Origin of the sequence: Streptomyces sp. NPDC087420 (genome assembly GCF_044744165.1) — a bacterium.
Lineage (GTDB): Bacteria > Actinomycetota > Actinomycetes > Streptomycetales > Streptomycetaceae > Streptomyces.
The window spans coordinates 135732-147916 of the sequence record NZ_JBIUXU010000002.1 but is presented as its reverse complement, the minus strand read 5'-3'; the positions used below and the strand labels follow the sequence as shown (position 1 = coordinate 147916).

The 12185-nt window shown below is 68.3% G+C and carries 13 protein-coding genes and 1 tRNA gene; 5 read left to right on the top strand and 9 right to left on the bottom strand.

What is annotated here, in order from left to right; all coding sequences use genetic code 11:
* Positions 1-49 precede the first annotated feature (49 nt).
* Both ACIO1C_RS04110 and ACIO1C_RS04105 read right to left on the bottom strand, forming a co-directional pair.
* Positions 50-2575 carry an MFS transporter gene (locus ACIO1C_RS04110; RefSeq protein WP_401858319.1) on the bottom strand — a complete coding sequence of 842 codons (2526 nt, stop codon included), beginning with the start codon at positions 2573-2575 and terminating at the stop codon, positions 50-52.
* Positions 2576-2624: 49 nt separating this feature from the next.
* Positions 2625-3071, bottom strand: a complete 447-nt coding sequence (locus ACIO1C_RS04105; protein ID WP_401858317.1) for a MarR family winged helix-turn-helix transcriptional regulator — start codon at positions 3069-3071, stop codon at positions 2625-2627.
* A 282-nt stretch (positions 3072-3353) separates the two neighbouring features.
* On the opposite strand from ACIO1C_RS04105, the gene ACIO1C_RS04100 reads away from it, so the two are divergent.
* Complete coding sequence (locus ACIO1C_RS04100; protein WP_161306690.1) at positions 3354-3563, top strand: hypothetical protein; 210 nt, start codon at positions 3354-3356, stop codon at positions 3561-3563.
* 90 nt (positions 3564-3653) lie between these two features.
* Here the strand turns inward: ACIO1C_RS04100 and ACIO1C_RS04095 are convergent, their stop codons facing one another.
* The 4 genes from ACIO1C_RS04095 to ACIO1C_RS04080 form a co-directional block, all read right to left on the bottom strand.
* Positions 3654-4538: an RNA polymerase sigma factor SigF gene (locus ACIO1C_RS04095; RefSeq protein ID WP_401858314.1), complete on the bottom strand. Its 885-nt coding sequence runs from the start codon at positions 4536-4538 to the stop codon at positions 3654-3656.
* A 245-nt stretch (positions 4539-4783) separates the two neighbouring features.
* Entirely contained in the window at positions 4784-5608 is an 825-nt protein-coding gene (locus ACIO1C_RS04090) for an RNA polymerase sigma factor SigF (protein WP_401858312.1), read from the bottom strand.
* A gap of 257 nt (positions 5609-5865) precedes the next feature.
* A complete protein-coding gene (locus ACIO1C_RS04085) occupies positions 5866-6159 on the bottom strand; it encodes a Dabb family protein (RefSeq protein WP_401858310.1) in 294 nt (97 codons plus the stop codon).
* 42 nt (positions 6160-6201) lie between these two features.
* Entirely contained in the window at positions 6202-6366 is a 165-nt protein-coding gene (locus tag ACIO1C_RS04080; protein WP_401858307.1) for a hypothetical protein, read from the bottom strand.
* 245 nt (positions 6367-6611) lie between these two features.
* Here ACIO1C_RS04080 and ACIO1C_RS04075 point away from each other — a divergent pair, with 245 nt between their 5' ends.
* On the top strand, positions 6612-7484 hold the full coding sequence (locus ACIO1C_RS04075; protein WP_401858305.1) for an LLM class F420-dependent oxidoreductase: 873 nt from the start codon (positions 6612-6614) through the stop codon (positions 7482-7484).
* 36 nt (positions 7485-7520) lie between these two features.
* Here the strand turns inward: ACIO1C_RS04075 and ACIO1C_RS04070 are convergent, their stop codons facing one another.
* Together ACIO1C_RS04070 and ACIO1C_RS04065 are read right to left on the bottom strand one after the other, a co-directional pair.
* Positions 7521-7961 (bottom strand): hypothetical protein, encoded by a 441-nt coding sequence (locus ACIO1C_RS04070; RefSeq protein ID WP_401858303.1) that lies wholly within the window; start codon positions 7959-7961, stop codon positions 7521-7523.
* Positions 7946-8194, bottom strand: coding sequence for a hypothetical protein (locus ACIO1C_RS04065; RefSeq protein WP_161306685.1), 249 nt, complete (start codon positions 8192-8194; stop codon positions 7946-7948). The genes ACIO1C_RS04070 and ACIO1C_RS04065 overlap by 16 nt, the downstream gene beginning before the upstream one ends.
* A 185-nt stretch (positions 8195-8379) precedes the next feature.
* Between ACIO1C_RS04065 and ACIO1C_RS04060 the strand changes: the two genes are divergently transcribed.
* The 3 genes from ACIO1C_RS04060 to ACIO1C_RS04050 are packed head-to-tail and all read left to right on the top strand — an operon-like array spanning position 8380 to position 11099.
* Positions 8380-8517: a hypothetical protein gene (locus ACIO1C_RS04060; protein ID WP_161306684.1), complete on the top strand. Its 138-nt coding sequence runs from the start codon at positions 8380-8382 to the stop codon at positions 8515-8517.
* 18 nt (positions 8518-8535) lie between these two features.
* Positions 8536-9957 carry an N-6 DNA methylase gene (locus ACIO1C_RS04055; protein WP_401858299.1) on the top strand — a complete coding sequence of 474 codons (1422 nt, stop codon included), beginning with the start codon at positions 8536-8538 and terminating at the stop codon, positions 9955-9957.
* Positions 9957-11099, top strand: coding sequence for a hypothetical protein (locus ACIO1C_RS04050; RefSeq protein ID WP_401858296.1), 1143 nt, complete (start codon positions 9957-9959; stop codon positions 11097-11099). The genes ACIO1C_RS04055 and ACIO1C_RS04050 overlap by 1 nt, the downstream gene beginning before the upstream one ends.
* Before the next feature lie 977 nt (positions 11100-12076).
* On the opposite strand, the gene ACIO1C_RS04045 is transcribed toward ACIO1C_RS04050, so the two are convergent.
* A tRNA-Ser gene (locus tag ACIO1C_RS04045) sits at positions 12077-12161 on the bottom strand.
* Positions 12162-12185 lie beyond the last annotated feature (24 nt).

Sequence of the window (12185 nt, the reverse complement as noted above, 5' to 3'; positions counted from 1 at the left end):
GCGGTCCGACCACGCGCCCGGGTGGCCGACTACGCGCCCGGGTGGCCGACTACGCGCCCGGGTGGGCCAGTTCGATGTCGTGTCCCTCGACCCCGCGCCCCGCCACCGTCAACGAGCCCGCCACCGGCGCGTATCCGGTCGCGATGACCGTGTACTCGCCCGCGTCCAGGTCGGCGAAGGCGTACGCCCCGTCGTCCCCGGTCGTCGCGGTGGCCACCACGTTCCCCGCCGCGTCGACGAGCGTCACGCGCGCGTCGGGCAGGGGGCGGCGGGCGGCGCCCGCCCTGACCGTGCCCTGCGCCAGGGCGCCGGACTGGAGGACCGCCTCGATACGGGTGATCCCGTGGCCGCCTATCTCCACCGGCAGGGCCAGCGGCCGGAAGCCGGACGCGTTCACCGCGACGGTCACCGGGCCCGGGACCAGCTCGGTGAAGGCGAACTCGCCCCGCTCGGTGGACTTCCCGGTGGTCAGTACGTCTCCGCGCACGTCGGCCACGATCACCATCGCGCCCTCGACGGGCAGCCCGCCGTCCGCGCTCCGTACGGTCCCGGTCAGACCGCTCGTACCGGACAGCAGGATGTCGTACCCGACCGGCTCGTCACCGACGACCACCGTGGAGGCCTGCGGCTGGAAGCCGTCGGCGGAGGCGATCAGGACGTACGAGCCGGAGCCGGGCGCGTGCAGGAGGTAGGAGCCGTCGGGCTCGGCGACCGAGCGGGCCAACTGGCTGCCGCCCAGGGAGATCAGGGTGACGGCCGCGGTCGGCACCGAGGTGCCCTCGGCGCCCCGCACGACACCGCGTACGGCGATGCCCCGCGGTTCCGGAGCGGTGTCCGGAGTCGTACCCGGAGCCGTGTCCGGGGTCGTACCCGACACCCCACCGGCACCCGCCACCGCCCCCACGAGCGCCGGCACACCCTGCGCCGGAACCTCCGCGGGACCTTCCGCCGGGATCTGCGCCGGGATCGCCTCCGGCACCGCCCCCTCCCCGCCCGCCTTCGTCCTCAGCGCGACCTCCTTGATGAACAGCGTCGCCAGGAAGGCGAGCAGCGCCGCCGGCGCCGCGAACAGGAAGACGTCACCCACGCCATGGCCGTACGCGCTCTCCATCACGTTCCGCAGCGGAACGGGCAGGGCGGCCAGGTCCGGGATCGCCCCGCCCCCCGTACCCGCGTGCCCCAGCGCCGCGCCCTGCGGCCCGAGGTCGGCCAGCCCGTCCTTCACGTAGTGCGTGATACGGCTGCCGAGCACCGCGCCCAGCGCCGAGACCCCGACCGCACCACCGAGCGAGCGGAAGAAGGTGACGGTGGAACTGGCGGCGCCGAGGTCCTTGGTGGAGACCTGGTTCTGCGTCGAGAGGACCAGGTTCTGCATCATCATGCCGATGCCGAGGCCCATCAGCGCCATGTAGATCGCGATGTGCCAGTACGGGGTGTCCACCCGGATCGTGCCGAGCAGCCCGAGACCCGCCGTCAGCAGCGCCCCGCCGCTGACGAGCCACGCCTTCCAGCGTCCCGTCCGGGTGATGACCTGGCCGGAGACGGTGGAGGAGAGGGCGAGGCCGCCGATCATCGGGATGGTCATGAGGCCGGACATCGTCGGGGACTTGTCCCGGGCGAGCTGGAAGTACTGACTGAAGAAGACCGTGCCCGCGAACATGCCGATCCCGACGAAGAGCGACGCGATCGAGGCCAGCGTGATGGTGCGGTTACGGAACAGGCGCAGCGGGATGATGGGCTCCCGCGCCCTGGACTCGACGAGGACGAAGAGCGCGCCGAGCACGACCGAACCGCCGACCATGACGTACGACTGCCAGGAGGCCCACTCGTACTTGTTGCCGGCGAAGGTGACCCAGATCAGCAGCAGCGAGACGGCAGCGCTGATGAAGAACGCGCCCGACCAGTCGACCTTCACCTCGCGCTTGACGACCGGCAGCTTGAGCGTCTTCTGGAGCACGATGAGGGCGACTACGGCGAACGGCACGCCCACGTAGAAGCACCAGCGCCAGCCCAGCCAGCTGGTGTCGGTGATGACACCGCCGAGCAGCGGGCCTCCGACGGTGGCGACGGCGAAGGTGGCGCCCAGGTAGCCGCTGTAACGGCCGCGCTCGCGCGGGGCGATCATCGCGGCCATGACGATCTGGGAGAGGGCGGAGAGGCCGCCGACACCGATGCCCTGGAAGACCCGGCAGATGATCAGCATCTCGGCGCTCTGCGAGAGGCCGGCGACCATCGAACCCGTCACATAGATGACGAGGGCTATCTGGACCAGCAGCTTCTTGCTGAAGAGGTCGGAGAGCTTGCCCCACAGGGGGGTGGTGGCCGTCATCGCCAGCAGCGAGGCGGTGACCACCCAGCTGTACGCGCTCTGGCCGCCGCCGAGGTCGGAGACGATCTCGGGGAGCGCGTTGGTGACGATCGTCGAGGAGAGGATCGCGACGAAGAGGCCCAGGAGGAGCCCGGAGAGCGCCTCCATGATCTGACGGTGTGTCATGGGAGCGCCGGTCACGGGGGCGGGTTCGCCGCCACGCTTGGCGTGGCCGCCCCGCACACCGGTCGGTGTGGTCGTAGCCATGGAATTCCTTGTCCTGTGTCGTCTTGGAAGCGCTCGCCGGCCGGTCGGGTCAGAAGCCGTCGCGCGGCCGGTCGGGTGAGAAGCTCTCGCGCAGCCGGTCGAGCAGGGCGCTGAGCCGGCCGACGTCGTCGTCGGTCCAGTCGGCGAGGGCGTACGCGAACATCTCGGTCGTCCGCCGCGTCAGCTCGTCCAGCAGCAGGTGCCCCGCCGGGGTCAGCCGCAGGATCCGTGAGCGCTTGTCCGCGGGGTCGGGGGACCTGGCCAGCCAGCCGCGCAGGGTGGCGTGGGCCACGTGCCTGCTGGTGACCGACATGTCGACGGCCAGCAGCTCGGCGAGGGGGCTCATCCGCATCTCCCCGTACCGGTCCAGCGTGGTCAGTACGGCGGCGCAGCCACCCGGGCAGTCGGCGGGCAGCGTCCGTGCCAGACCCCGTTTGACGGCCCCGATGGCGCTGAGCTGCCGGGCCAGCTCCGCGTACTGACTCCGTGCGGCCATCGGCCCCGCCCCCCCCGCCTCCCGAACAGCTGTCACCCAATATCTTGTTGCTTGGGGCAACCATAGAACTGTAGAAGCAGTTGGTTGCTACAGGCAAATGAAAGCGGACTGAGAGGGGTAAAGGAACCCAAAAGGCTTGGCAGGGTGCGGGTCAACGAGGGGCGCGAGCGGGCGGCGGGGGCCTCGGAGGACTCACCGGAGGCGTCACCGGAGCCGATTCACGGCGATCGGCGGTGGGCCCGGGGTTGGGCGGGGTGCGCGCGTTCGCTAGGGTCCTGCCCCATGGCACACAACCCCCATGCCCCGCAGGGACCCGAGGGAAATCCCGACCCCGCGGGCAGCACTCAGATGTTCCGCGCGTTTGTCGACGACGGTGAGCCGGAGCGCCGGCAGGCACCTCAGCAGCAGAGCGGGCCGAAGGTCGGACTCATCGTCGGCGTGGTCGCGGTGGTCGTCGTCCTGGCCGTGGTGGCCTGGCTGGCCTTCGCCTGAGCCCATCCGGCCGTCCCACGTGGGCGGCGATGCTTCGTCATTGCGGAACCCCGCCCGGACATAAGGACATGAGGGCGGGGTCCGTCGGCGTCAGTCCGAGATCAGCCCTTCCCGCAGCTGCGCGAGCGTGCGGGTCAGGAGGCGCGAGACGTGCATCTGTGAGATGCCCACCTCTTCGCCGATCTGCGACTGGGTCATGTTCGCGAAGAACCGCAGCATGATGATCTGCCGCTCGCGGGGCGGGAGTTTGGCCAGGAGCGGCTTGAGCGACTCGCGGTACTCCACCCCCTCCAGCGCCATGTCCTCGTAGCCGAGACGGTCCGCGAGCGAACCCTCGCCGCCGTCGTCCTCCGGGGAGGGCGAGTCCAGCGAGGACGCGGTGTACGCGTTGCCGACGGCGAGGCCGTCGACGACGTCCTCCTCCGACACCCCGAGCACCACGGCCAGTTCGGGCACGGTCGGGGAGCGGTCCAGCTTCTGGGCCAGCTCGTCGCTGGCCTTCGTCAGCGCGAGGCGCAGCTCCTGGAGCCGGCGCGGGACGCGCACCGACCACGACGTGTCGCGGAAGAACCGCTTGATCTCGCCCACGACCGTCGGCATCGCGAACGTCGGGAATTCCACGCCCCGTTCGCAGTCGAACCGGTCGATCGCCTTGATCAGGCCGATCGTGCCGACCTGGACGATGTCCTCCATCGGCTCGTTACGGCTGCGGAACCGCGCCGCGGCGTACCGCACCAGCGGCAGGTTGAGCTCGATGAGGGTGTCGCGTACGTAGGTGCGCTCCGGGCTGTCCTGGTCGAGCACGGCGAGCCGCAGGAACAGGGAGCGGGACAGAGTGCGGGTGTCGATGGCTTCCGGCTGGGACACCCGCGGCTGGACCACGGTCACGGTGTCGAGCACGGTGTCGAGAGCCTCGGGCGCGGGAGCGCTCTTTGTGAGCGTGAGCACCTTCGAGCTGCCCTGTTCTACGGACATGCCACCCCCTTGAGGTCGCGGACGGTCGCGGCGGCCGCTCCCGTCGGAGGAACGCAGCCTCCACCTGAATACCGGCGGTGGGGCTGCGGCAAACGCGGTTCCAGCAGAATGTCACATGTCGGCAACACGCTGTAGTGACATGTCGACAAGTAAGGGTGACGTCTGCGCAGGAAAGAGGGGGTGTGGGGCTTTTCCGGGAGGGGCGCGAGACAAAAGGCGGGGGAGCGTGAACGTACCCCTGAGAGTTACGCCTCGATCCGATTTGCGGATCGCAGCCGGGCAAAGCTTCGGGCAAGAAGCCTTGACACATGCATCTGGGAGACTCCCAATTCCTGACTGATCTGCGACTGCGTCAGATTGTTGTAATACCGCAGCATCAGGATCCGCTGTTCCCGTTCGGGCAGTTGTACGAGGAGATGGCGTACGAGGTCGCGGTGTTCCACCCCGGCCAGCGCCGGGTCCTCGTAACCGAGCCGGTCCAGCAGGCCGGGCAGGCCGTCGCCCTCCTGGGCGGCCTCCAGGGAGGTCGCGTGGTACGAGCGGCCCGCCTCGATGCAGGCGAGGACCTCCTCCTCGGAGATCTTCAGCCGCTCCGCGATCTCGGCGGTGGTGGGGGTGCGGCCGTGAGCCGTCGTCAGGTCCTCGGTGGCGCCGGTGACCTGGACCCACAGCTCGTGCAGCCGGCGCGGGACGTGCACGGTCCGTACGTTGTCGCGGAAGTAGCGCTTGATCTCGCCGACGACGGTCGGCATCGCGAAGGTCGGGAACTGCACCCCGCGCTCGGGGTCGAACCGGTCGATGGCGTTGATCAGGCCGATCGTGCCGACCTGGACGACGTCCTCCATCGGCTCGTTACGGCTCCGGAACCGCGCGGCGGCGTACCGCACCAGGGGCAGGTTGGCCTCGATGAGCGCTCCGCGCACGCGGCTGTGCTCCCGGGTGCCCGGTTCGAGGTCTTTGAGCTGGGCGAAGAGGAGCTGGGTCAGGGCCCGGGTGTCGGCGCCGCGGCTCTGGGCGGTGGTGGGGCGTGCGTCGGTGTCCGCTCTTGGTTCGAGGCGGGGCTCGGACACGTGTTCTGGTCGGGGCTCGCCGCCGACCCGTGGTCCGGTCTCGTTCTGGGGCGGCACTTGAGGCGTAGTACTGGCCGGCACGGTCACGCCACCCCTTTGCGGTCGACTACGGTCAACTCATCCGTCAAAAGCGGTCATAGCATCACAAGACATGTGCACTGTGTGCAAGCACCCGATAACACCGTGTTGACGGCAAGTTGGGGCAATAAACCCAAAAGCCCCACACCGGAGAGGTGTGGGGCAGGGGGAGCGAAGGCTCAGAACTCGTAGTCGGCGATCACCCAGGTGGCGAACTCCCGCCACTGCGCGACGGCCGCCTGATGGGCGGGGTGGTCGGCGTACCGCTGGAGCGCGTCCCGGTCCGCCACGGCCGAGTTGATGGCGAAGTCGTAGGCGATGGGCCGGTCGCTGATGTTCCAGGCGCACTCCCAGAACGTCACCTCGGCGACCTGGCCGCCCAGCTCCTCGAAGGCCTTCGCCCCGGCGATCGCACGGGGCTCGTCACGCGAGACACCCTCGTTGAGCTTGAAGAGGACCAGGTGGCGGATCAAGGGGCACTCCTAGGGGCTACTCGACGGCAGTACTGGACGGCACTACTGGACGAGCTCCGTCATGAACGTGCCGACGCTCTGCGCGGCGCTCGAAATGCCCTCGAACCCTACCTGGACGAGATCCGCGGCCCGTTCCGGGGATTTCACGATCGTGAAGAGCACGAAGACGGTGACCGCGTAGAACACGATCTTTCTCGTTTGCGCCATCCTCCACTGCCTCCCCAGCCGTCCGCGGCCGCCCCCTGTGCGGTCGCGAGAGTCTAACCGTATGAACGCCGATGTTCGGAGGGTGTTCGAGCGTCGCGTCACCGCGTCCGGCCGGGGGGTCGGAAAGAGGGCCGACGAAGGCGTGGCAATCCGTATAAAACCAAATGAACGCCCCATATGGTGATCATGTATCGACCATCGGGGTAAATTCGGTGCAGGGGGAACGTGCTCTGTGAGAGGAAGCCATGCCTACCCGTCCCTTCCGTTTCGGCGTCAGCCTGCTGACCCCCGGATCGCGCTCCGCCTGGCAGGCCAGGGTCCGGCAGGCCGAGGACCTCGGCTACGACGTCCTTCAGGTGCCCGACCACCTGGGCATGCCGGCACCGTTCCCCGCCCTGGTCTCCGCCGCCGAGGCGACCAGCACGATGCGGGTGGGCACCCTCGTCCTCAACACCGGCTTCTACCGGCCCGCCGTACTGGCCCGGGACGTCGCCCACACCGACCAGCTGACCGGGGGCCGGCTGGAACTGGGGCTGGGCGCCGGTTACATGGCCGCCGAGTTCGAGGCGGCCGAGCTGCCGTTTCCCGCCCCCGGCCGGCGGATCGACCATCTCGCGCACACGGTCGAGGAACTGCGCAGGCTGTTCGCCTCCGAGCAGCACCTGCCCCCCGTGCACCAGCGGCCCGGCCCGCCGCTCCTGCTGGGCGGCATCGGCGACCGCATGCTCCGGCTGGCCGCCAAGGAGGCGGACATCGTCGGGTTCCCGGTCATGTCGATCGCCACCCCGCCGGGCGCGGACCCCCGGAAGGTGCTGGCCGAACGGATCGAGTTCGTACGGGCCGAGGCGGGCGCCCGCTTCGCCGGCCTGGAGCTGAACCTGTTCGTCTCCGCGGTGGTCCTGGCCGACCCGGGCGAGGCGGACATGACGACGATGCGCCGCGTCGCCCCCACCCTGACGGACGAACAGATCCTCCAGATGCCCAACGTGCTGGTCGGCTCGGAACGCCAGATCGCCGACACCCTGATCGGCTACCGCGAGACGTACGGCCTGACCTACTTCTCCGTACTGGAAGCACACATGACGGACTTCGCGAGGGTCATCGCCCACCTGCGCTGAACCGCCCTGCGCTGAGCCGGTCCATGTCCGGAGGGATCAGACACGGACCCACTCCACGGGACTGCCGCGATCGATGGACGCTGCATGGCACAGCTTCGGGATATGGGAACCGTCGGTGGAGGCGACCTTCATCGGTCCGCTCGAACACGCCGCCGTGGCGACCACAAGCGCGTCGACGACGTTCTCGTGACCGTCGAGGCCGGCGTCCTCCAGCAGTTGGGCGGCGCGGTCGGCGATGATCTCGGTCGCGGGAATGACAGTGAGCCGGGAGCGGAGCCAGCGCAGGTGCGTCGCCGCCTGTCCGGTACGGCGGACCTCGGCGATGCTGACGGTGGAGATCGCGGCCGCGTATCCCTCGGCTTCGGCGACCTTGAGCATCAGGGTCATCCCGCGGTCCCGTTCGGCCAGCAGGGACAGTGGCTGTGCGTCGAGGATGAGGAGGGCGCGCGGAAACGCCGGGGTCACTCGCCGTGCCATGCGCGACGGGCCTCCTCGATCTCTTCGGGCGTGAAGGAGCCGTGCTCGTCCTCGTACGCCTCGACGATTTCCCTGGTCTTGGTGAGGGCGAGGGCGTGTTCAACGGCGTCGGAGACGAAGCGCGAGAACCCGCGGGCGCCTGTGCGGGCTTCAACCTCGCGGGCGAGTGACCTGGGGATGGTGACCGACTTCTTGACGGTGGTCTCGTCTGGGGGTGCGTGCTCAATGGCCATGCCTGCATTATCCCACTGATGGTAGGACTCATGTCCAGTCGACGGAGTCGCAGTGGATTCCCGAACCGCCTGCTGTGACATACCCGAACTGTCTGCTGCTAGAGTGAGCTTATCCGGAGCAGGCGGTGAGGGGCGGGGTAAAGGTGAGTCAGTCGTGGCCGTGGTGGCTCGGGGCGTCGTTGACAATGAACGTCGCGTTGGCGGCAGGCATCGTCGAGTACGCGCGGCACAAAGACGTGCTCGGTTCGGTGCAGCATGGGGGAAGCGCGTTTGCGGTGGTCGCCGCGATCGCAGTTGTGATCGTCCTCGCCGCCCGGCGTTGACCCGACAAGGTGGATGCAGTGGAAGAGACCAGGTCCCAGGTCGATTGGCTGACGCGAGCTGTGGACGCGCTGCCTGACGAGATGACCTTCGATGCGATGCAGCAGCTCATTCTGTCCATGGTCTTCCTACGCCAGGTCTCGGACGTACCCGAGGGGGAGGCGCAGGGGCGGCCGACCTGGGAAGAGCTTGTCGGCCAGGTGGCTGAGAAACCCGACCTCGTCCATCAGCCTGTCCAGCGGGCTCTGCGCGCCTGGAGCGGCCGCTACGGGAAGTTTCACATCGACCTGGACAACGAGGCTGTCCTCGGGCAGATGCGCTCCGACAGCCGGAGGGTGGACCTGGCACTGCGAGACCTCGTCGCCCTCCTGGACCGGGCGGGCCGGGCGGGCGCGAAGGGGGATCTGTACGAGCAATGCCTCGCGCGGTTCTCGGAGAACCGGGCAGGTGGGGACTACTACACACCGCGCGATGTCGTACGGACGATGGTGGGGCTCATGGCGCCGGCACCCGGTGACGAAGTCTACGATCCGGCCTGCGGTTCGGCCGGACTTCTGACCGAGGCCGCGCGCTACGTCGAGACGCACGGTGGGCGACCTGCGGATCGCACCGGGCCTGTGCTCCGGCTGTTCGGTCAGGACATCAACGCCCGCACACGCTCGATCGCGGCGATGAACCTGATCCTCCACGGTCTGGAAGACACTCTGCCCCGGGACATCGGCTCGGACAACAGTCTTCTCCACGGATCGGACTCCGGCGAGAAGTACAGTGTTGTCCTTGCCAACCCGCCGTTCAGCATGCGGATGCCCCTTACGGACGCCGGGTTCGTGTTCTGGCGCTATGGACCGCCGCCCAAGAGCAAGGCCGACCTCGCCTGGGTACAGCATGTGCTGAGCGCGCTCAGAGCCGACGGCCGCGCCGCGATTCTGCTGCCGAACGGTGCGGCCTTCCGGGGTGGAGCCGAGCGGCGCATCCGTGCCGGGCTCCTCTACGACGACGTGGTCGCCGCAGTCATCCAGCTGCCGTCCGGCCTCTTCTCGCACACACGGGTTCCCGCCTGTCTGTGGGTCTTCAGCAAGTCCAAGCGCGCCCACGCGGCAGCCCGTGTTCTGTTCATCAACGCGCAGGACACGGGTGTTCAGGTGAGCCGGGGCAGACGCACCTTGACCGGCGCGGACGTGGAGCGGATCGCCAGTACGTTCAACAGCTGGTCGAAACACGACTGCGCCGACGTCCCTGGGTGGTGCCGGGCCGTAGCCCTGGAGGAGGTTGAGGCAGCGGACTTTGACCTCCAGCCCGCACGCTATGTTGCGCCGGTAGTCGCAGAAACCGCCCCTGGCGAGGATGAGCGAAGGGTGCGGGCGTTGACCGAAGAACTTTATGAGCACTTCGCGGAAGCTTCGCGCCTGGAGCATGAACTTCGCGATGTGTTGGGGACGTGATGAGCGAACTTCCGCAGTGGGTGGCGCTCGCTGAGCTACCGGGCGTGGAGGTGGTCGGATACGGCATCAACCGCCCGGGCCGTTTCGACCCCGAAGGCATTCCCATGCTCCGGGCCGGAGACATCGCTGACGGTCGTATTGAGTCGTCGGAGGTGGTCCGCGTGAAGCACGAAGTCGCGGACGCGCATCCGAGGACTCGGTTGCGCTCGGGTGATCTACTGATCGTGCTTGTAGGGCGGATCGGTGAGGCCGCCCTGACCGGGCCGGATCACGCGGATTGGAACGTGGCACGCACGGTGGCTCTGATCCGCTGTGCTGACCCCCGCCTCGCCCAGTGGCTCCGAATCTGGCTTGCCATGCCCACTGCCCGCGCTTGGTGCGAGGCACACGCAGCGGGGACGGTACAGCGCACGCTCGGGCTCAGATCGCTGCGGCACCTGCCCGTCGCTCTGCCGTCTCCGGCAGACCGGGATCGGGCTTTGCGCGTGATCAGTGCTATCGAGAGCCGAACCAGGATCAACGACCGCATTGCCCGTACAGCGGTGGCACTTGCGGACGCGTACTTCGGTGTCTTTGCCACGGACGGCCTGCACTGGCCGAGAATGACATTCGGAGATGTCGTCGGCGGTGCCTGGACAGGTACTGCCGCCCGCCCGGCCGTCGCTGCGGGAGATGAAGGATGGGTGGCACCTGCTGACGTCCTGCGTGCCCCCCTGCCCTATGTCGGCATTGCGGACAGCTCGGGTCCACCGGAAGTCCCCGGCCCGATCCTCGTGGTTCCCAAGGCGGGACAGGTACATGCCGCGGTCGGCCGACCCAGCGTGAAGGTGAGCCGCGGAGTGCTGGTGCTGGACCCGCAGCAGATGAGGGACGCTTGGTGGCTGCTCCACGAGATCCGCTCCAGAAGCGCTGAGTTGTCGCAACTTGCGCAGGGCACCGCAGGTCGTGAGCTGAGTGCGAGAGCTTTTTCCCAGGCCAGAGTGGCCTGGCCGCCGGAGGATGTGCTGGTGCACTTTGCCGGCCTCGCCAACCGGCTTCACGGGCGTGCGCTTGCGGCCCAGCGCGAGAACCGGGTCCTGCACGCCCTCCAGTCACGTTTTCTCCGCACCCTGGAGCCAGCCGCAGCGCCGATCCCAGCCTGACCGCACCTTGCGGAGGCAGGCCGGGACGGCCGATACCCAGTTTCGCGCGGGGCGGTGGTCGGTCGATCTTCGCCAAAGGCTGCGTATGAGGCCGGTGAAGGGATGAGGGCTGGCAGTTTCGTCACCGCGGCCGGCCGTGGCACGTCTCCGACGAGGGAGCGAACCCATTGGTCGAAGACCGCTGTCCTTCCGCCCGCCCGGGGGCAGCGCAAGTCGACTTGCCCTGCTCCCAAGGTGTTTCCCCCGCGCACGCGGGGATGGACCGCTACGCTGAGGGTGCTAACACGGTGTCTCTCCGCCAGGACACCAAGGTTGCGGCGGATCCTCAGAGCGTTCCGGGATGCCGCCGAATGAACTGAGATCAGAACCGCTACTGATACATCGCCCCATGGCCAGCACCTCCCAGCAGCACCTCCCAAAGACGGAGGCCGCGGCACCGGCATACCGGCGCCACGGCCCCCGGTGCGCCGGTCAGGGCGTACCGCTTCTGCCCTAGGGCAGAGGTCCGGCCGCGTATGCGGCCATCTCAGGAGAGCAGGGGCCTGAACTAGAGACTGTGGTCACTCATCCTGTCCAGCCAGTCGCGCACAAGGCGCCACAGGTTGATCAGGAACGAGGCCGCAGCCCAGTTCGGGCCCTTCCTTCTCTTCTCCTCGGTCACCCGTTCGGTTTCCCGGCTGGTTTCTGAGGGAGGCTTCTGCCCGCAGCTCTTGTCTGTCATGATCCGGGGTCAGGCAGACATGGCGTCGCAGCCACCTCTAAATGGGAGCCTACGGGGTCGTGGATGAGGCGCGGGTCGGTTCGCTCAAGTCCGTGTGTGGAGCCAATGAGCCTTGCTCGGACGAGTGCTCGCCACTGAGCTGGCGGGGCCATCTGCCTGCCGGGTATCGCGGTCCTTGGTGGCCAAGTGAGACGGCAACTGAGACGACACGCAGCGAAGGGGCAGACCCAAATGGGTCTGCCCCTTCGTCTACCTGCGGTAGCGGAGGGATTTGAACCCTCGGTGAGTTTCCCCACACTCGCTTTCGAGGCGAGCTCCTTCGGCCGCTCGGACACGCTACCGGGAGAAAGCTTAGCCCACAGTGG